Source organism: Ensifer sp. ENS08, assembly GCF_014852195.1.
Taxonomy (GTDB): domain Bacteria; phylum Pseudomonadota; class Alphaproteobacteria; order Rhizobiales; family Rhizobiaceae; genus Ensifer; species Ensifer adhaerens.
Map to the genome: position 1 here is coordinate 1,095,208 of NZ_JACVBF010000001.1, position 19,628 is coordinate 1,114,835.

Here is a 19,628-nt window from a genome sequence, read left to right on the forward strand (position 1 = left end):
AGACGCGTGCAGGCGGCTTCACGCCGTAGGAAGCGCGCTTTCCTCATAGGCGGCGGCGAATTCGGCGCTCGGCGGAATGGGCTTGATGATATCGATCAGCACGCCATTCGGGTCGGCAGTGATGAAATGGCGCTGGCCGAAATCCTCGTCGCGCAAGGTTTTGAGGATCGGCAGGCCGGCAGCAAGCGCCTGCGCATAGATCGCATCCGGATTATCGACCTCGAAGTTCAAAAGCAGACCGCGCGTCGGCGCACGCGCCTCCTCGGGGATCGTCTCGTGGCGGTAGTCGAGCACGGCCAACGTCACATGCTCGTCCTCGACCGATTGAAGATGCACATACCAGTCGCTGGTGAAGAGCGCCTGGAAACGGAAGTGATCGACATAGAATGCGGCGGTGGCGGCAACGTCGGCCGTCATGATGACCGGGTAATAGCTCGTCGATTTCATGGCTTTTCCTCGCTCCGGCAATATCATACAATCTGTATGTTTCTTTAATTAACATACAGGCTGCATGTATGCAACAGGAAATCTCCCGACGCTCCAATCGCGAGCGCTCCGACACGACGCGCGCCGCGATCCTCGATGCCGCCCGCGGCCTCTTCGTCACCAGGGGCTACGCCGACACGTCGACGCCGGACATCGTCGCGGCCGCCGGCCTGACCCGCGGCGCGCTCTATCACCACTTCGAAGACAAGAAGGCGTTGTTTCGCGCGGTGGCGGAACGGGAAGCAATTGCTGTGGCGACGTCGATCGAGCAGGCGACGTCAGGCGACCTTTCGGCCCGCCAGGCACTGAAGGTCGGCGCCCATGCCTATTTCGACGCCATGCGCGAGCCGGGGCGTATCCGCCTGCTCTTGCTCGATGGGCCTGCCGTCCTCGGCAAGCGGGAGATGATGGCGATCGACGTGGCCAACGCGCAGAGAACGCTCGAGGAAGGGATTGCCGAGGCAATGGCTCCGGCCACCGTTTCTGCCGAAAGGCTGTCGGCCATGGCTTCGCTGCTTTCAGCTGCCTTCGATCGCGCGGCGCTCGACATTGCCGATGGCGCGTCGAGCGAGGTCTATGCGGAAACGATCGGCACGCTTATCGACCGGATGGTGTCGACGTAAGGATCAGCGTTTACGGCAGGCGTCAGCTTGCGGCGGAGATCATCTGCGGCGGCAGTTCGACGAGCGACGCCGGGATGTCGCAGGTCTTTTCCGGCGACTTGCAGATATCGGCGATGACACAGCGCTCGCATTCAGGCTTGCGCGCCTTGCAGCAGTAGCGCCCGTGCAAGATCAGCCAGTGATGGGCGTGGTAGAGATACTCGTCGGGGATGATCTTTATCAGCTTGTCTTCCACCTCGTCCGGGGTCTTGCCCGGCGCCAGACAGATCCTGTTGGCGATGCGCAGGATGTGGGTGTCGACGGCGATCGTCGACTGGCCGAAGGCCATGGAGAGCACGACATTGGCGGTCTTGCGCCCGACGCCCGGCAGAGTCACCAGCTCTTCGCGTATGCGCGGCACCTCGCCGCCGAAGTCGCGGATCAGCTTTTCGCTCAGCGCGATGACGTTCTTCGCCTTGTTGCGATAGAGGCCGATGGTCTTGATGTGGTCCCGGACTTTTTCTTCGCCGAGCGCCAGCATCTTTTCCGGCGTATCGGCGATGGCAAAGAGCGCACGCGTCGCCTTGTTGACGCCGGCATCGGTCGCCTGCGCCGAGAGCGCCACGGCGACGACCAGCGTGAAGGGATTGACGTGCTCGAGCTCGCCCTTCGGCTCCGGCCGCTGGATCGAGAAGCGACGGAAGATCTCCTTGAGCTCGTCCTGGCTATAGAGGCTCTTCACCCGCGGCGTGGCGCGGCGGCTCGCCTTCGGTTTTGCAACACCCACGGGCAATTTTGGCTTCACGTTTTTCATGATGCATCTATAGTCAAAGGTCATGATCCATGGCAACGCCACCATCCCATCTGAGGACGCTCCGGTCTTCACCGCCGAGCTCACGCCCTATCGCTCGCTCGGGCGCCGCGGCTTCAAAATGTTTTTCCTGATCGCCGGGCTCCTGAGCCTCGTTCACGGCCTCGTCTTCCTCATCATCGGCGCCTGGCCGGTGGTGTTCTTTTTCGGGCTCGACTACCTGCTGCTGTTCGGCGCGTTCTGGCTGAACAATCGCTCGGGGCTCAGCCGCGAAGAGGTCCGCGTTAGCAGGACGGACGTTTCGGTGCGCAAGTTCACACCCTCGGGCCAGATCAGCGAACATCGTTTCAATCCGTTCTGGGCGCGCTTGAATGTCGCCCGGCATCAGGAGATCGGCATCGTCTCGATGACGATCAGCGGCGGTGGCCGCCGAACCGATATCGGCTCGTTCCTCAACCGCGACGACCGCGAGACCTTTGCGCTGGCGCTCTCGGGGGCGCTTGCGACCGTTCGCCGCCGCTGACGCCTGGCGCTGGTAATTGCGGCACCCGGCGATCGCGTGTTTTCAAGTTTCGGGTGGTTGACGGGGCCAGCAAATGGTTACCTGTGGCAAGACAGGAGAAGAGCCATGAACATTGCGACATCCGTACCCACCGACATCACGCCGAAAGGCACCGACTATGATACGGTCAGCCGCGTGATCGAAATGCTCACCGAGGACTATCGCGACCAGCCGTCGCTCGAATCCGTGGCACAGCGCCTGAAGCAGTCGCCGACGCAGCTCCAGAAGGTCTTCACCCGCTGGGCCGGGCTTTCGCCGAAGGCCTTCCTGCAGGCCGTCACGCTCGACCACGCCAAGCGCCTGCTGCGCCAGGAAGACATGCCGCTGCTGGAAACCAGCATCGAAGTGGGCCTGTCAGGACCGAGCCGGCTGCACGACCTGTTCGTCACCCACGAGGCGATGTCGCCGGGTGAATGGAAGGCGCGCGGCGAAGGGCTGACAATCCGCTTCGGCTATCACCCCTCGCCCTTCGGCACGGCGCTGGTGATGATCACCGAGCGCGGCCTCGCCGGCCTTGCCTTCAACGATGCCGGCGGCGAGCAGGCCAGCTTCGAGGACATGGCGCAACGCTGGCCGAACGCCCGCTACATCGAGGACAGCGCGGCGACGTCACAATACGCCGCGCGCATCTTCGATCCTTCGCGCTGGCGGCAGGACGAGCCGCTGCGCATCTTCCTCATCGGCTCCGACTTCCAGATCCGGGTCTGGCAGGCGCTGCTCAAGATCCCGCTCGGCTGCGCCACCACCTATTCGAACATCGCCGGTAACATCGGCCAGCCGACGGCATCGCGCGCCGTGGGTGCTGCGGTCGGGCGCAACCCGATCTCGTTCGTGGTTCCGTGCCACCGCGCGCTTGGCAAGAGCGGCGATCTCACCGGCTATCACTGGGGCCTGACGCGCAAACGCGCCATCCTCGGCTGGGAAGCCGGCAAGGCGGCCGACGGCACCATCTGATTACAGGCTTCCCAGCATCATCACAGACGCAAAAAGGGGCGCCCAGCGCCCCTTTTTTCATTCTCCGTCTGTCAGCGTTCAGTGGGCGCCGGACATGTCGCCGAGCACTTCCTTGGAAGCGACGGTCGAATTGGCGTTGAGCTTGTAGACCATCGGCACGCCGGTCGCGAGGTTGAGCTTCAGGATCTGTTCCTTGCTCAGGCGATCGAGCACCATGACCAGCGAGCGCAGCGAGTTGCCGTGTGCAGCGACCAGGACCTTCTGGCCCGACAGCACGCGCGGCAGGATCTCGGTCAGGTAATAGGGCCAGACGCGTGCGCCGGTGTCGCGCAGGCTCTCGCCGCCCGGAGGCGGAATGTCGTAGGAGCGGCGCCAGATATGCACCTGCTCTTCGCCCCACTTCTCGCGGGCGTCATCCTTGTTAAGGCCCGACAGGTCGCCGTAGTCGCGTTCGTTCAGCGCCTGGTCGCGGATCGTTTCGAGCGAGGACTGGTCGACGGCGTCGAGCACGAACTGGCACGTGCGCTGGGCGCGGATGAGATCCGAAGTGAACGCGATGTCGAACTTGATGCCGTAGTCGGCAAGCGCCTTGCCGCCGGCCTTGGCTTCCTCGACGCCGAGTTCCGTCAGGTCCGGATCACGCCAGCCGGTGAACAGGTTCTTCAGGTTCCAGTCGCTCTGGCCATGCCGGACGAGGACGAGAGTACCGCTCATGTCGAATTCCCCTTGAGACTTGAGAGTGGAAAGGTCAGTTGAGCCCGAGAACGTCGAGCATCGAATAGAAGCCGGGTTTCTGGCCGCGGGCCCAGAGTGCAGCGGTGACGGCGCCGCGCGCGAAGATCGAACGGTCCGTGGCGCTGTGCGAGAGCGTCACCTGCTCGCCTTCGCCGGCAAGAATGACCGAGTGGTCGCCGATGACCGAGCCGCCGCGCAGCGTCGCAAAACCGATCGTGCCAGCCGGACGCGGACCCGTATGACCGTCACGCACGCGCACGGAGTGGTCGGCAAGGGCGATATCGCGCCCCTTCGCCGCCGCCGCGCCGAGAAGCAGGGCCGTGCCCGAGGGCGCATCTACCTTGTGCTTGTGGTGCATTTCGAGGATTTCGATGTCCCAGTCGGCCGAACCCAGCGCCCGCGCCGCCTTCTCCGTCAACACACCGAGCAGGTTGACGCCGAGGCTCATATTGCCCGACTTGACGATACGGGCGTGGCGGGCGGCAGCGCGGATCTTCGCCTCGTCGTCGGACGAGCAGCCGGTGGTGCCGATCACATGGACGATGCGGGCCTGGGCGGCGAGCCCGGCAAACTCGACGGTGCCAGCCGGCGCCGTGAAATCAAGGACGCCTTCTGCTTCGACGAAGGCTTCGAGCGGCTGGTCGGTCACCGGCACGCCGATCGGGCCGAGGCCGGAGAGCTCGCCCGCATCGCGGCCAATGAAGGGGGAACCCGGGCGCTCGATGGCCGCATGCAGGCGAACGCCATCCATCGCGTGAACCGTCCTGATCAGCGTCTGACCCATACGGCCGGCCGCACCCACCACCACGAGCTTCATATCGTTTGCGCCCATCGGTGATTTCCTTCTTGTCCGCTAGTGAATTTCGGCGTCGGCCGGCGCTTCGGGCGCCTCGCCTTCAGGCGACTGCTCTTCCGAAGACTGGCCCTGGAGATTGTGGAGGCGAGCGTAGAGACCGTCCGGCCGCCGTGCAAGATCGACATGGGTGCCTTCCTCGACGACGGAGCCATCCTTCATGACGATGATCTTGTCGGCGTTGACGACGGTCGAAAGTCGATGTGCGATCACGATCACCGTGCGGCCATCCATCGCGTGGTCGAGCGCCTTCTGCACGGCGGCTTCCGATTCGGTATCCAGCGCGGAGGTAGCCTCGTCGAGCAGAAGGATCGGGGCGTTGCGCACAAGCGCACGTGCGATCGACAGACGTTGGCGCTGGCCGCCCGACAGCGTCATGCCGTTCTCGCCGACCGGCGTATCGTAGCCCTGCGGCTGCGCCAGGATGAACTCATGGGCGTAGGCAAGCCGTGCGGCGTCCTCCACCTCGGCATCCGTCGCGTCGATGCGGCCGTAGCGGATGTTGTCGCGGATCGAGCCTTCGAAGAGATAGGGCTGCTGCGACACATAGGCGATGCCCTGGCGCAGCGACTGCTTGGTGACGTCGGCGATGTCCTGCCCGTCGATAAGGATCTGGCCGGATGCCGGATCGTAGAACCGTGGAATGAGGCTGATGACCGTCGACTTGCCGGCACCCGAGGGGCCGACGAGCGCGGTCGTCTTGCCGCCCTCGGCCACGAAGCTGACGCCCTTCAGCACCTCGTCGCCATTGGGATAGCGGAAGCGCACGTCACGCAGTTCGACAGCGGCATTCGTAAACGCCAGTTCCTTGGCATCGGCCTTGTCGCGCTGGTGCGGCACGGTGTCGAGGATCTCGTAGACCATGCGGGCGTTGACGGCGGCGCGTTCGAGCGAGACCTGAAGGCGCGCCAGGCGGCGGGCCGGATCATAGGCCATGAGCAGGGCGACGACGAAGGCGAAGAAGGCACCGGGCGGCACGTCGGCGTAGATGGCGCGGAAAGCCGAATAGGCAAGCACGGCCGAAATCGCCAGACCCGCGAAGGTTTCGGTCATCGGCGCGGTACGCTCGCTCAGCCGCGCAATGCGGTTGGCGCGGTTTTCGGCCCGGTCGATGATCGTCTCGACTTTGCCACGCAGCTCGCCTTCCATGGTGAAGGCCTTGACGATGGTGATGCCCTGAATGGTCTCCTGCATCGCGCCGAGAACACGGCTGTTGACCTCGATCGCCTCGCGCGTGGCCGAGCGCAAGCGCTTGGACACATAGCGCAGGCCCAGGAGCAGAGGAGGCGCTGCGACAAAGACGATGATCGACAGCAGCCAGTCCTTGGCGAACATGACGCCGACCAGGCCGATCAGCGTCAGCAGGTCGCGCGCGATCGAGGTAACGGTCAGATTGAGCACGTCGCGAATGCCGCTGACATTCTGGCTGATCTGGGCTGCGAGCTGCGCCGAGCGGGTCTCATTGAAATAGCCGACGCTGAGCGCCATCAGATGGGCATAAAGGCGGCGCTGGTAGCGCGCGACGATGTTGTTGCCAATCTTCGAAAGCGCGACGGCCTGGCCGTAAGTGGCAAAGCCGCGCAACACGAAGGCGGCAAGGATCGCGCCGCAGACGAGCAGAACGATGTCCGCCCGCTTGTTGGCGAAGGCCTCGTTGATCACGGTTTCCATGATCGAGGCGGTAAAGCCGGTCGTCGCGGCGACTACAGCCAGGCAGGCGATGGCGAAAACATAGCCGCCAATATGGTCACGGCCGTTTTCGGCTATGACCCGCTTCAGGATTCCGCTGATCGTATCCGAGTCGACCGCGTGCTGTTTTTTCTTGCTGGCGCTCAAAAAGCCCGTCTTCCCTGGAACCAATCTGGAGAGCCGGCATTCGGCCCAATCTTTCCCGGCGCTCTATAGTGGTTTGATATCGCTTTGGCGAGTCTTTGCGCGCGCAGCGGGCTCAGCTTCTCCAGCGGCGTCCTTCCGTTGCCACACCGAAATCCCTCGGTGTGCGGGCAAAGGCCGCCAATCCCGAGAGTGCCGCCATCGGGTGAATGACGGCAAAGGTGGGGATCGTCCGCATCAGCGCCGAGTGCGGCGCCTTGTCCTCGAAGGCAGCACGGAAGGGCGACTTCAAGAGCGCCGGCAGGATCTTCTGCGAGATGCCGCCCGCCAGGAAAACGCCGCCACGGGCCATGAAGATCAGCGCCATGTCGCCGGCGACCCGCCCGAGATAGGTCGAAAACAGCGAGATGGTCTCGATCGCCGCCCTGTCGCTCTCAGCCAGCGCGTGCGTCGTTACTTCCGCGGGGTCCGTCAGAACCGGGTCAACGCCATCGGCGGCGCAGACGGCGCGGTAAAGGTTCATGATGCCGCGGCCGCAGAGGATCTGCTCGCCGGCCATGCGGCCTTCGATCGGCTCGAGAAAGGGCCAGATCTGGAAGTCGCGCTCAGTGCGCGGACCGATATCGACATGTCCGCCTTCGCCCGGCACCGGGAACCAGGTGTGCTGGGCAAAGACCAGACCGCCGACGCCAAGGCCAGTTCCCGGACCCAGCACGACGCGGGAGGTCATCGGCCGAATGCTGCCGCCGCCGATCTGCACCAGATCCTCATCCGCCGGAGCGGCGACGGCAAGCGCCTGCGCCTCGAAGTCGTTGATGATGAGCACGTCTTCGAGGCCGAGGCTCGAAAGCATGTCCTTCGGCCGGATCACCCAGCCGGCGTTGGTCAACGGAATTTCGTCGCCCCGAATCGGACCAGCGACCGCCAGGATCGCCGAGCGCGGCTGCACGGAGGTCTTGTCGAGAATGCTCTTCTGCAGCGCCTCCTCGATCGTCTCGAAATCACCGGTCTTGATCGGCGGCAGCTGCTTCGGGTCGGCAAAAGCGTCGATGAGCAGGGCGAAGCGCGCATTGGTGCCGCCGATGTCGCCGATCAGGATCGGAAAGGGAAAGCTGTGTTCACTGGTACCGGACATCGCAAAGATCCATCCTGATCGTCATCTTGGGTTGCTGAACTGTCTATCAGACAGAACGGGATGAGGAAAAGTGCGGGAGGATTTCAATAGAATCCGCCCGCCGGGAGCCCGCATCATCTGGGGTTGAGGTCGATCAACTGCTCGGCCGTTGCACGATTGAGCGCCATCGGAATGTCGTAGACGATGGCGAGGCGCATCAGCGCCTTGACGTCGACATCGTGCGGCATAGCGGTCAGCGGATCGACGAAGAAGATCAACAGTTGCACTTCGCCGGTGGCGATCATCGCGCCGATCTGCTGGTCACCGCCGAGGGGGCCGCTTTTCAGCCGGGTGATATCGAGGCTTGGGCAGACGTCGAGGACGCGACCGCCGGTCGTGCCGGTGGCGACGATCCGCCAGTCAGCCAGAACCGTCTCGTGCGCCTTGGCAAAGTCCGCAAGATCGTCCTTCTTCTGATCATGCGCGATCAGCGCAACACATTTCCGATCCGCCATGCCGGGCCTCGCATCAATATTTAAATCGATTTGATTGCCCTATACATGAGCGCCACGGGAATGGGAAGGCAGATGCCTCCCCGCCCCGCCCGTGTGTCCTTAATCCTACTGCAGCGTCGGACGCGCCATTGGTACGGGGATATCGGCCGGCGGGACATCACCGGACGCACCGATCACCTGCTCGATGCTATCGTTCGCTGCAGCCGGCGCGGCAGCCCGGTAGGCCGTGCCAAAAGTGGCGGCCGCTTCCGAGGCCGGCGCCGGGCCGTTCAGGACCAGAGCGCAGGCCTTCGGCAAGTCGGCAAGTGTCGTCACCTTCGGCTTGACGGGCTTTGCGTCCGGCTTCTTGGTCGGCTTCGCCCATGGCTCGTCGGTGAACCACCAGGCCAGCGACTTGTCGCAGCCGTCGCCCGCCGGCACTTCCGCCTGATCCTTGCAGGTCGAAGCGCCGGCGGGGCACTTGATGCGGATGTGGAAGTGATAATCGTGGCCGTAGATCGGCCGGACCTTGCCAAGATTCGTGCGGTCGCCCGTCCAGGTATCACAGAGCTTCTTCTTGATCGCCGGATTGACGAAGACGCGCTCCACCTGCGGGTAGCTCGCCGCCAACATGATCAGCTGCGCGTGCTTCGGCGTCCAGATCGAACGATCGACCGTCAGGAATTTGTTCTTCTGCAGCATCGAGGTGGCGGAGATGTCCTCGCGCTCGCGATAGGTAAGCGTGCGTTGCGGCATCGGCGTCAGCCAGATATCGGCATCGAGCCCGATCTGGTGCGAGGCGTGGCCCGACAGCATCGGCCCGCCGCGCGGCTGCGAGATATCGCCGAGCAACAGGCCCGGCCAGCCGACCTTGTCGGCGGCGTCGTGGGAAAACTGCTCGATCAGCGCGATCATCTGCGGATGGCCCCAGCGGCGGTTGCGCGACAGCCGCATTGCCTGCCAGGTCGGCCCGTCGGTCGGGATGGCGACACCGCCGGCTAGGCATCCCTTCGCATAGAAGCCGTAGGAATTTGCCGCCATCTCGGCAGGCAGGGCCTTGGCGCCGAAAAGCGCCTTGGCCGGCGTTTCGTCCGCCGCGGCGTTGTCGGCGATCAGGAGGCTTGTTCCGAGCAACAGCGCAAGAAACGCCGAGCCGCAACGTCGAAATGGAGCAATCATTGAATTTCGTCCCGTTTGTCTCGCGGCGAGCGGCGCCGTTGTGCGGCATGCCTCTCCGGCGAACCCCGATCCTAAGGCCCCGTCTTTGCCTCAGCCTTACGCGTTACATGCTTGTGAATCACCGGGATGTGACTCAAAAATTTGGCCTGATTTGCGGCAGTGCCTGTCATTTGCCCTGATTTCGCCTATGCTCTCGCAAAAGAAGATTGAAATATAAGGGGTACCGGCTGGATGCCAAACTTCTGCAGGACCGTGAAACCTGGCCTCGCTGCCTCGCTACTGACAGCGGCGTTTCTTCTCCTCCCTCCTGCAGGCAATGCCCAAGAACAGCCCGTCTGGCACTACGGAACATCGTCAATCGGTGAACTGAAATACAAGCCCGATTTTGCGCGCTTCGACTACGTCAATCCTGACGCTCCCAAGGGTGGAGAGCTGCGCCTGTCGGAGAGCGGTACATTCGATACCTTCAATCCGATTCTCTCCAAGGGCGAGGCGGCGAGCGGCGTCACCTCGCTCGTCTTCGATACGTTGATGAAATCGGCCGAGGACGAGATCACAACCGCCTATGGGCTGCTGGCCGAGGGCGTTTCCTATCCCGACGATATTTCCTCCGCGACGTTTCGCCTGCGCGCCGAGGCCAAGTGGGCTGACGGCAAGCCTGTGACGCCGGAGGACGTGGTCTTTTCGTTCGAAAAAGTGAAGGAACACAATCCGCTTCTGTCCAACTACTACCGCCACGTGGTTTCGGCGGAAAAGACTGGCGACCGCGACGTCACCTTCCGCTTCGACGAGAAGAACAACCACGAAATGCCGAACATCCTCGGCCAGTTCCCCATCGTGCCGAAACACTGGTGGGAAGGCGAGGACGAGAAGGGCAACAAGCGCGACATCAGCCGCACGACGCTGGAGCCGGTGATGGGCTCAGGCCCCTACAAGATCGCGTCGTTCCAGGCCGGCGGCTCGATCCGCTTCGAACGCAGGGACGACTATTGGGGCAAGAGCCTCAACGTCAATGTCGGGCAATATAATTTCGGCGTGATCAGCTATGCCTTCTTCAGCGACAGGAACGTGCAGTTCGAAGCCTTCCGCGCCGGCAACGTCGATTTCTACCAGGACAACAGCGCCAGTCACTGGGCGACCGCCTATGACTTTCCGGCGATGAAGGATGGCCGTGTGGTCCGCGAGGAGATCGAGAATCCGCTGCGCGCAGCCGGCATCATGCAAGCCTTCGTGCCGAACATGCGCCGCGACAAATTCAAGGATCAGCGCGTGCGCGAGGCGCTGAACTACGCCTTCGACTTCGAGGATCTGAACCGCAACCTCGCCTACAACGCCTTCCAGCGTGTCGACAGCTACTTCTGGGGCACCGAGCTTGCCTCCAAGGCTTTGCCGGAAGGACGCGAGAAGGCCATTCTGGAGGAACTGAAGGACAAGGTTCCTCCAGAAGTCTTCACCGCGCCCTACGCGAACCCGGTCAACGGCGACCCGCAGAAGGTGCGCGACAACCTGCGCAAGGCGCTGGCGCTGTTCAAGGAGGCGGGCTACGAACTCAAGGGCAACCGCCTGGTCAACGTAAAGAGCGGCGAGCCCTTCAGCTTCGAATTGCTCTTGGCCAACCCCTCGTTCGAGCGCACCGTCACGCCGTTCATCAACAGCGTGAAGAAGATCGGCATCGATGCGCGCATCCGGACCGTCGACGATTCGCAATACACCAACCGCGTCCGAAGCTTCGACTATGACATGATCTACGGCATCTGGGCGCAAACACTGGTACCCGGCAACGAGCAGATCGACTACTGGGGTTCGGCTTCGGTCAATCAGCAGGGATCGAGAAACTATGCCGGCATTTCCGATCCGGCGATCGACGAACTCATCCGCAGGATCATCTTCGCGCCCAACCGCGACGAACTGGTGGCAACAACACGGGCCCTCGATCGCGTTCTTCTCGCCCATCACTTCGTGGTTCCGCTGTTCTACTCGCGCTCGGTTCGCGTGGCTTACTGGAACCAGCTCGCCCGTCCGCAGGAACTGCCCTACTACGGAATAGGCTTTCCGGACGCGTGGTGGTCGAAAAACGCCTCCCCCAAATGAAGTCCTTGCACTCGAATGGCGTCTCGATTCCAAATGCAAAAAAACGAATCACTGAAACAAGCCCCGATCCGGGCCTGACAGCCGCAAGGAGACACAGGGATTGAGACACCATAGACGGCTTGCCGACGCTTCGCCGGTCCGGGCCACCGCCCACACGTCGATCGAAAGGCCCGCCTGATGGGTGCCTACATCCTGCGCCGCCTGCTTTTGATGATCCCGACGATCTTCGGGATCATGGCGATCTCCTTCATCGTGGTGCAATTCGCGCCCGGCGGCCCGGTCGAGCAGGTGATCTCGGACCTGACCAATGCCGGCGGCTCCGATCGCCTGTCGGGCAGCAGCGGCGACCTGATGCAGGCCGGCGGCGACGAAGGCGGGCGCTATCGCGGCGCTCAAGGGCTTGACCCGGAGTTCATCGCCAAGCTCGAAAAGCAATTCGGCTTCGACAAGCCGCCGCTCGAACGCTTCGCTACCATGATGTGGAACTATCTCCGCTTCGATTTCGGCGAGAGCTTCTTCCGCAACACCTCGGTGATCGATCTGATCAAGGAGAAGATGCCGGTCTCGATCTCGCTCGGGCTGTGGATCCTTCTATTCTCCTACGCGATCTCCATCCCGCTCGGCATCAAGAAGGCCGTATCCGACGGTTCTGCCTTCGACGTCTGGACCTCGGGCATCATCGTCATCGGCTACGCCGTGCCGAGCTTCCTCTTCGGCATCCTGCTGATCGTCGTCTTTGCCGGCGGCTCGTTCTTCGACTGGTTCCCGCTGCGTGGCATCGTCTCCGACAATTTCTGGGATTTGCCCTGGTGGCAGAAGATCCTCGACTACATCTGGCACATGACGCTGCCGCTGATCACGCTGCTGCTCTCGGCCTTTGCGACGACGACGCTGCTCACCAAGAATTCCTTCATCGACGAAATCAAGAAGCAGTATGTAACGACGGCACGGGCCAAGGGCCTGACCGACGGCCAGGTGCTCTATGGCCACGTCTTCCGCAACGCCATGCTGATCATCATCGCCGGCTTCCCCGGCGCCTTCATCTCGGCCTTCTTCACCGGCTCGCTTTTGATCGAATACATCTTCTCGCTCGATGGCCTCGGCCGGCTCGGCTATGATTCGGTCGTCAAGCGCGACTATCCGATCGTCTTTGCCACGCTCTTCATCTTTTCGCTGATGGGCCTGCTCGTCAGCCTGCTGTCGGACCTCATCTACACCTGGGTCGATCCGCGCATCGATTTCGAGCGGAGGGACGTCTGATGGCAAGCGTCGCAACGTCGCCGACCGCTGTGGCGCCGCGTGGCTGGTTGTCACCGGTCAACCAGCGCCGCTGGCAGAATTTCAAGGCGAACCGACGCGGCTACTGGTCGCTTTGGCTGTTCCTGGCGCTGTTCGGGCTCAGCCTGGTCGGTGAACTGATCGCCAACGACAAGCCGATCATCGCCTCCTACAAGGGCGAGCTTTTGTTCCCTGTCGTCATCGACTATCCGGAGGAAAAGTTCGGCGGCTTCCTGGCCGAGACCGACTATCGCTCCGACTTCATCCGCGACGAGATCGAGGCCAATGGCTGGATGATCTGGCCGCCGGTGCGCTATTCCTACCAGACGGTCAATTCCAACATCCCGCATTCGGCGCCGACCAAGCCGTTCTGGCTGATGGACAAGGAAGAGCGCTGCTCCGCCTACCCTGACAAGACCAACGACCGGAACTGCATCGTCGGAAACCTCAATTGGCTCGGCACCGATGACCAGGCCCGCGACGTCTTTGCGCGCATGATCTATGGCTTCCGCATCTCGGTGCTCTTCGGCCTGACGCTCACCATCGCCTCGGCGGTGATCGGTGTCACCGCCGGCGCCATCCAGGGTTATTTCGGCGGCTGGACCGACCTCCTGATGCAGCGTTTCATCGAGATCTGGTCGTCGATGCCGGTGCTCTACATTCTCCTGATCATCGCCGCGATCCTGCCGCCAGGCTTCTTCATCCTGCTTGGTATCATGCTCTTGTTCTCCTGGGTCGGTTTCGTCGGTGTCGTGCGCGCCGAGTTCCTGCGGGCTCGCAATTTCGAATACGTCAACGCGGCACGCGCGCTCGGCGTCGGCAATGGCACGATCATGTATCGCCACCTCCTGCCGAACGCGATGGTGGCGACGCTGACCTTCCTGCCCTTCATCCTCTCTGGCTCGATCACGACGCTGACTTCGCTCGACTTCCTCGGCTTCGGCATGCCGCCGGGATCGCCCTCGCTCGGCGAGATGATCGCCCAGGGCAAGTCCAACCTGCAGGCGCCCTGGCTGGGGCTGACGGCCTTCTGCGTCATGTCGCTGATGCTGTCGCTGCTGATCTTCGTGGGCGAAGCGACGCGCGATGCCTTCGATCCGAGAAAGACGTTCCGGTGAGCGCGACGATGACAGATCCAATCCTCTCCGTCCGTGACCTTTCCGTCGCCTTTCACCAGGGTGGCAACACCTCCGTTGCCGTCGACCATATCTCCTTCGACATCAGGCGCGGCGAGACCGTGGCGCTTGTCGGCGAATCCGGTTCGGGCAAATCGGTCTCGGCCAACTCGATCCTGAAGCTCTTGCCCTACCCGTCCGCCAGCCACCCGAGCGGCGAAATCGTCTTCAACGGCAAGGACCTGCTGAAAGCCAGCGATGCGGAGCTGCGCCACGCCCGCGGCAACGACATCACCATGATCTTCCAGGAGCCGATGACCTCGCTCAACCCGCTGCATTCGATCGAGCGGCAGATCGGCGAGATCCTCGAACTGCACCAGGGGCTGGAGGGTGCAGCGCGGCGCACGCGCATTCTCGAGCTGCTCAACCAGGTCGGCATCCGCGAGCCGGAGAAGCGGCTGAGCGCCTATCCGCACGAGCTCTCGGGTGGCCAGCGCCAGCGTGTGATGATCGCGATGGCGCTCGCCAACCGACCGGAACTCTTGATCGCCGACGAGCCGACGACCGCACTCGACGTCACCGTGCAGGCACAGATCCTCGAGCTGTTGAAGACGCTCAAGGATGAGCACGGCATGTCGATGCTGTTCATCACCCATGACCTCGGCATCGTGCGCAAGATCGCCGATCGGGTCTGCGTCATGACCAAGGGCAAGATCGTCGAAACGGGACCGACCGCCGAGATCTTTGCCAATCCGCAGCATGCCTACACCCGCCATCTGCTCGCCTCCGAGCCGAAGGGCAATCCGCCGCCGTCTGACGCGTCGAAGCCGATCGTGATGGAAGCCTCTGAGATGAAGGTGTGGTTCCCAATCAAGGCGGGATTCCTGCGCAAGGTGGTCGATCATGTGAAGGCCGTCGACGGCATCGATCTGAAGCTGCGTGCAGGCCAGACACTCGGCGTCGTCGGCGAATCCGGCTCCGGCAAGACGACGCTCGGGCTTGCGTTGACGCGGCTGATCTCGTCGAAGGGTCGCATCGCCTTCATCGGCAAGGACATCGACCGCTACAGCTTCAACGAGATGCGGCCGCTTCGAAACCGGATGCAGATCGTCTTCCAGGATCCCTACGGCTCACTCAGCCCGCGCATGTCGGTGGCCGATATCATCGCCGAAGGCCTGAAAATCCACGAGCGCTCCCTATCCGACAACGAGCGCGACGCCCGCGTCGCGGCGGCGCTCGAAGAAGTGGGCCTCGATCCCGCGACCCGCTGGCGCTATCCGCACGAGTTCTCCGGCGGCCAGCGGCAGCGCATCGCCATTGCCCGCGCCATGGTGCTTAAGCCGCAATTCGTGATGCTCGACGAGCCGACCTCGGCGCTCGACATGAGCGTGCAGGCGCAGGTGGTCGACCTCCTGCGGGACCTGCAGAGCAAACACGACCTCGCCTATCTGTTCATCAGCCACGACCTCAAGGTCGTGCGCGCCCTTGCCAACGAGATGATCGTGATGCGCATGGGCAAGGTGGTGGAGCAGGGCCCGGCCGAACGCATTTTCAATGCCCCGAGCCAGGACTACACGAAGGCGCTGATGGCTGCCGCCTTCAACCTCGAAGCCGTCAACTTGACCGCGATCCGCCAATAGGTGCCCGAATGTCCGCAAAAAGCCCCGTCATCGTCGATCTGAAGTTCATTCCGGAGGAGGTCGAGGCGGCGCTTCGCGGGGCCTTCCCGGATCGCGAGGTGATCAACCGCGCCGATGCCGTGCACCACAACCGCGACCTCTCGGGCATCGACTATGCAGTCGTCTGGAAATCGGCACCGGACCTCTTCGAAAGGGCGCCGGATCTCAAGGTGGTGTTCTCCGGCGGCGCCGGCGTCGACCACGTCCTGACCTTGCCGGGCCTTCCCGAAGTGCCGCTCGTGCGCTTCGTCGACCAGACGCTGACGACGCGCATGAGCGAATGGGTGGTCATGCAGTGCCTCATGCACCTGCGCCAGCACCGCACCTACGAGGCGCAGGCGGCGAAACGCGAATGGCGCGACCTGACCCAGCCAGAAGCCGCCGACATCACCGTCGGCATCATGGGCATGGGCGTGCTTGGCCAGGACGCCGCCCGCAAGCTCTCGGCCATGGGCTTCAAGGTCATCGGCTGGTCGCGCAGCAAGCGCGACGTCGCCGGCATCGAGACCTTTGGCGGCAACGAACTCGACAGCTTCCTGGCACGCAGCGACTTCCTTGTCGGCCTGCTGCCGCTGACGCCGGACACCCGCGGCATTTTCAACCTGCGCCTGTTTGCAAGGCTCAGCCGTAACGGCCCGTTCGGCGCGCCTGTCTTCATCAATGCCGGCCGCGGCGGTAGCCAGGTCGAAGCGGACATCCTGAAGGCGCTCGACAGCGGCGTGCTCGCTGGTGCCTCGCTCGACGTTTTCGAGCAGGAGCCGCTTGCCCAGGACAGCCGCTTCTGGACCCTGCCCAACGTCTACGTCACACCGCACGTGGCGGCATCCTCCGACGTCAAGGCCCTCTTCCGCCATGTGGAGCAGCAGATCGCCCGCTTCGAAGGCGGACAGGCGCTCGAACACGTCGTCGACAAAGTAGCCGGCTACTGATCCAGCGAAAGCGAGGTGCGACGCTTGCCACGCCGAGCCTCCTGGCAGAGACGCAGCGTCGCATTCTGCGACGTGAACGGGTGTTTTGCCTTCATCGGCTACGATTGCGGAGGCTCGCGCCCCCCTACGCTCCGTTTGCGGGCGCTCAGGGACGGCGGTAGCCCGTCGGCTGCTCATAGAGCCAGCCAATCCGCTCGATCGAGGCCTCCAAGCCCTCTCGCGCAACCGTCATCGTGTGACCGTTGGCGTGGATCAGGGTTTCGTCGTCCTCCATCAGCGCGACGTGCCCTTTCCAGAAGACGAGGTCGCCGCGTGTGAGCTCTTCGCGCCCAATCGGCGTTCCCAACCCCGTCGCCTGCATGTCGGAATCGCGCGGCGCCTGCCTGCCGACCATCATCATCGACAATTGCACAAGGCCGGAGCAATCGATGCCGAAGCCGGAACGCCCGCCCCAGAGATAGGGTGTTTCGACGAAGCGGGCAGCGACCGAGACATAGTCTCCCGGCACGACGCTGCCGACCTCGATGCAGTGATTGGCGATGACCGCCTGGCCGCCGTCGAGCAGAAAGTAGCGCGTGCCCCTCGTTTCGCGTTCATCGACAACCGTCAACCGGCTGCCCATCGACAGCGGATAGACCGTCGGGAAACGCAGATCATGGCCGGTATAGACGAAGGTGCGCGGCGCCGTCACGATATGAGTCGGGCTCTTGACCACCGGCGCAAGGCAATACTCCGGAAGATAGCCGACATAGCCGTCGAGATCGGCCTTCACCCAGCACCAGCTTTCGTTGGTGTCGAGTACCCGAACGGATTCGCCGAGCAGCAGCTCGGTGTCGGTGCCGCAGGCGAGATCGGGCTTGGCCCGCAGGGGCGCAACCGGAACTGAGATGCGCGCAACGCTTCCCTCGACGTAGCGTTCGGCTTGCACGACACCGCGTAGCCGGCTCTCTGCGAGGTCGGGGCGATAGGCGTTCAGGCGGCGATCGGGCGGTGTCGACATGTCTACTCACTTCAGCTGCTTGCGGCCCTGATCAATGATCAGGTCACCGAATTTTTCAAGATAGAGAGCACCCTCGACTGTCCTTTTGATGACGACGTTGCGGCGATCACGCTCGTCGCGGGTGCGATCGACAAGTCCAAGCGCTCCCATGGTGTCGAGAGCGCGGGTGATGACCGGCTTGGTGACCCCAAGCGTCGCCGCCAATCCACGCACGGTGTGCGGCGGCGGCACGAGGTAGATGTGCAGCAGGATCGCCAGCTGCCGCAAGGTCAGGTCGCGGCTGTCGACGCGAACCTGGGCGAGCGACACCGAATGCCAAAGCCCGAGGGCCTGGGAGGGCGTTAGCTCGATCGGCAATGGCGGCTCCTACGCGTGATACTGATCCGCCACGATAGCGGCGGATCGTTACGCAAGCGTTTCTTTGCCGGTTACGCCTGGTTGCGGTTACCTCGTCATCTTCTGAACGTGCTGGTAAAGCGCACGGATTGCCTGCGCCTCCCCGCCAACCGTCGAATGCGGGCGCTCGGACGGAGCCCAGCCGAAGATATCGAAATGGACCCAGCTCTTGGCGTTGGTGACGAAGCGCCGGAGGAAGAGTGCCGCAGTGATCGATCCGGCCATGCCGCCCGCAGGCGCGTTGGTGAGGTCGGCGATGCGGGCCGAGACATCCTTGTCATACCCGTTATAGAGCGGCATGCGCCACATCGGATCGTCGACCTCGAGGCTTGCTTCCGTCAGATCATGGGCGAGATCGGCATCGTCGGTGAAGAACGGCGGCAGATCCGGACCGAGCGCGACGCGCGCGGCACCGGTCAGCGTCGCCATGTCGACGAGCAGATCCGTCTTCTCTTCGTCGGCATAGGCGAGCGCGTCGGCAAGGATCAGCCGGCCTTCGGCATCGGTATTGTCAATCTGCACCGTCAGGCCCTTGCGACTGCGATAGATGTCGCCGGGCCGGAAGGCATTGGCGGAAATAGAGTTTTCGACCACCGGCACGATGACCCGCAAGTCCACCTTGAGCTTGGCGTCCATGATCATCAGCGCCAGGCCAAGGACGTTGGCGGCACCGCCCATGTCCTTCTTCATCAGCAGCATGGAGGCCGACGGCTTGATGTCGAGACCGCCGGTATCGAAGCACACGCCCTTGCCGACGAGCGTTACCTTCTTGTGGCCCTTCTTGCCCCAGCGTAGCTCCAGCAGGCGCGGAGCCTCGGCGCTGGCGCGGCCGACGGTGTGAACCAGCGGGAAGTTCTGCGTCAGCAACGCTTCGCCGGTTATGACCGAAACATCGGCCTTGTAGTGGGCGGCAAGCGCGCGGAACGCGCCTTCGAGCGCTTCCGGTCCCATGTCGTTGGTCGGCGTGTTGATGAGGTCACGGGCGAGGAACACGCCAGCGAGCTGGCGCTTGATGTCGGTCGCGTCCGCATCGGCGGGGATGAGCAGCGTCGGCGGTTCGCCCTTGGCGGACTTGTAGCGCTCGAAGCGATAGGAGCCGAGGCCGTAGCCGAGCGCCAGCCGGTTGGCCGTCAGCGGTGCCGTTTCGATATGCCATTTGCCGGCCGGCAGCGCCCGCGCCAGCTTGCCTGCGAGGAACGGCGCTTCCGACGGGTTGCTGCCGAGGCCGAAGAGCGCGCCGCCAAGATGGCCGTCGGCGGACGGGATCAACAACACCGCGCCGGACTCGGCCGTAAAGCCTGCCTTGCGCGCCCAGTCCAAAGCGATCGGGTCGATCGTCCCCGTCTCGATATGCGCCGGCGTGACGGCGAAGATCGGCAGGGTCTTGCCGGCGCTGGTGTTGAACGGCGACGGCCGCTCGATGAACTGATAGGGAGCCATGAAAGTCCTCGGCTGACAGAGATGGAATCGCGCCATTAACGCTCTGTTAGGGTTAACAGATTATTGCTGGAGTGAAA

At 63.2% G+C, this 19,628-nt stretch carries 19 protein-coding genes; 8 read left to right on the forward strand and 11 right to left on the reverse strand.

The genetic code is table 11. From position 1 onward, the window contains the following. Window positions 1-18: 18 nt before the first annotated feature. Entirely contained in the window at window positions 19-447 is a 429-nt protein-coding gene (locus IB272_RS05260; RefSeq protein WP_034804958.1) for a VOC family protein, read from the reverse strand. A 68-nt stretch (window positions 448-515) separates the two neighbouring features. On the opposite strand from IB272_RS05260, the gene IB272_RS05265 reads away from it, so the two are divergent. After that, window positions 516-1,109, forward strand: a complete 594-nt coding sequence (locus IB272_RS05265) for a TetR/AcrR family transcriptional regulator (protein ID WP_060580533.1) — start codon at window positions 516-518, stop codon at window positions 1,107-1,109. Between the two features lie 22 nt (window positions 1,110-1,131). Here the strand turns inward: IB272_RS05265 and nth are convergent, their stop codons facing one another. After that, window positions 1,132-1,902 carry an endonuclease III gene (gene nth, locus IB272_RS05270; protein WP_060580670.1) on the reverse strand — a complete coding sequence of 257 codons (771 nt, stop codon included), beginning with the start codon at window positions 1,900-1,902 and terminating at the stop codon, window positions 1,132-1,134. 22 nt (window positions 1,903-1,924) lie between these two features. Here nth and IB272_RS05275 point away from each other — a divergent pair, with 22 nt between their 5' ends. Next, window positions 1,925-2,422 carry a DUF2244 domain-containing protein gene (locus tag IB272_RS05275; protein WP_060580532.1) on the forward strand — a complete coding sequence of 166 codons (498 nt, stop codon included), beginning with the start codon at window positions 1,925-1,927 and terminating at the stop codon, window positions 2,420-2,422. Window positions 2,423-2,527: 105 nt separating this feature from the next. Next, window positions 2,528-3,415 (forward strand): bifunctional helix-turn-helix domain-containing protein/methylated-DNA--[protein]-cysteine S-methyltransferase, encoded by an 888-nt coding sequence (locus tag IB272_RS05280; RefSeq protein ID WP_034804968.1) that lies wholly within the window; start codon window positions 2,528-2,530, stop codon window positions 3,413-3,415. 78 nt (window positions 3,416-3,493) lie between these two features. Here IB272_RS05280 and IB272_RS05285 read toward each other — a convergent pair whose 3' ends face one another. From IB272_RS05285 to mepA, 6 genes are all read right to left on the reverse strand, one after another. Beyond that, window positions 3,494-4,129 (reverse strand): 2,3-bisphosphoglycerate-dependent phosphoglycerate mutase, encoded by a 636-nt coding sequence (locus IB272_RS05285; RefSeq protein WP_060580531.1) that lies wholly within the window; start codon window positions 4,127-4,129, stop codon window positions 3,494-3,496. Between the two features lie 34 nt (window positions 4,130-4,163). Next, a complete protein-coding gene (gene dapB / locus IB272_RS05290) occupies window positions 4,164-4,982 on the reverse strand; it encodes a 4-hydroxy-tetrahydrodipicolinate reductase (RefSeq protein ID WP_060580530.1) in 819 nt (272 codons plus the stop codon). A gap of 21 nt (window positions 4,983-5,003) precedes the next feature. Beyond that, complete coding sequence (locus IB272_RS05295; protein ID WP_060580529.1) at window positions 5,004-6,839, reverse strand: ABC transporter ATP-binding protein; 1,836 nt, start codon at window positions 6,837-6,839, stop codon at window positions 5,004-5,006. A 112-nt stretch (window positions 6,840-6,951) separates the two neighbouring features. Beyond that, entirely contained in the window at window positions 6,952-7,971 is a 1,020-nt protein-coding gene (locus IB272_RS05300) for a glucokinase (RefSeq protein WP_034804985.1), read from the reverse strand. A 113-nt stretch (window positions 7,972-8,084) separates the two neighbouring features. Beyond that, window positions 8,085-8,465, reverse strand: coding sequence for a methylglyoxal synthase (locus tag IB272_RS05305; protein WP_034805003.1), 381 nt, complete (start codon window positions 8,463-8,465; stop codon window positions 8,085-8,087). Between the two features lie 105 nt (window positions 8,466-8,570). Further along, entirely contained in the window at window positions 8,571-9,623 is a 1,053-nt protein-coding gene (gene mepA / locus IB272_RS05310) for a penicillin-insensitive murein endopeptidase (RefSeq protein WP_034805006.1), read from the reverse strand. Between the two features lie 231 nt (window positions 9,624-9,854). Here mepA and IB272_RS05315 point away from each other — a divergent pair, with 231 nt between their 5' ends. From IB272_RS05315 to IB272_RS05335, 5 genes are all read left to right on the forward strand, one after another. Next, the gene (locus IB272_RS05315) at window positions 9,855-11,714 is read left to right on the forward strand and encodes an extracellular solute-binding protein (protein WP_060580528.1); all 1,860 of its coding nucleotides are present in this window, start codon (window positions 9,855-9,857) and stop codon (window positions 11,712-11,714) included. A gap of 177 nt (window positions 11,715-11,891) precedes the next feature. Beyond that, window positions 11,892-12,974 (forward strand): microcin C ABC transporter permease YejB, encoded by a 1,083-nt coding sequence (locus IB272_RS05320; RefSeq protein WP_034805012.1) that lies wholly within the window; start codon window positions 11,892-11,894, stop codon window positions 12,972-12,974. After that, complete coding sequence (locus tag IB272_RS05325) at window positions 12,974-14,110, forward strand: ABC transporter permease (RefSeq protein ID WP_060580527.1); 1,137 nt, start codon at window positions 12,974-12,976, stop codon at window positions 14,108-14,110. Before IB272_RS05320 ends, IB272_RS05325 begins: the two co-directional genes overlap by 1 nt. Before the next feature lie 8 nt (window positions 14,111-14,118). Beyond that, window positions 14,119-15,747, forward strand: coding sequence for an ABC transporter ATP-binding protein (locus tag IB272_RS05330; protein WP_034805312.1), 1,629 nt, complete (start codon window positions 14,119-14,121; stop codon window positions 15,745-15,747). Window positions 15,748-15,755: 8 nt separating this feature from the next. Beyond that, window positions 15,756-16,715 (forward strand): glyoxylate/hydroxypyruvate reductase A, encoded by a 960-nt coding sequence (locus tag IB272_RS05335; protein ID WP_060580526.1) that lies wholly within the window; start codon window positions 15,756-15,758, stop codon window positions 16,713-16,715. Window positions 16,716-16,860: 145 nt separating this feature from the next. Here IB272_RS05335 and IB272_RS05340 read toward each other — a convergent pair whose 3' ends face one another. The 3 genes from IB272_RS05340 to IB272_RS05350 all read right to left on the reverse strand — a co-directional run bounded on the left by IB272_RS05340 (window position 16,861) and on the right by IB272_RS05350 (window position 19,551). Next, complete coding sequence (locus IB272_RS05340; RefSeq protein WP_034805036.1) at window positions 16,861-17,715, reverse strand: NlpC/P60 family protein; 855 nt, start codon at window positions 17,713-17,715, stop codon at window positions 16,861-16,863. 6 nt (window positions 17,716-17,721) lie between these two features. Continuing rightward, window positions 17,722-18,072: a MarR family winged helix-turn-helix transcriptional regulator gene (locus tag IB272_RS05345; RefSeq protein ID WP_034805040.1), complete on the reverse strand. Its 351-nt coding sequence runs from the start codon at window positions 18,070-18,072 to the stop codon at window positions 17,722-17,724. An 87-nt stretch (window positions 18,073-18,159) separates the two neighbouring features. Further along, window positions 18,160-19,551 carry a M17 family metallopeptidase gene (locus tag IB272_RS05350; protein ID WP_060580525.1) on the reverse strand — a complete coding sequence of 464 codons (1,392 nt, stop codon included), beginning with the start codon at window positions 19,549-19,551 and terminating at the stop codon, window positions 18,160-18,162. Window positions 19,552-19,628 lie beyond the last annotated feature (77 nt).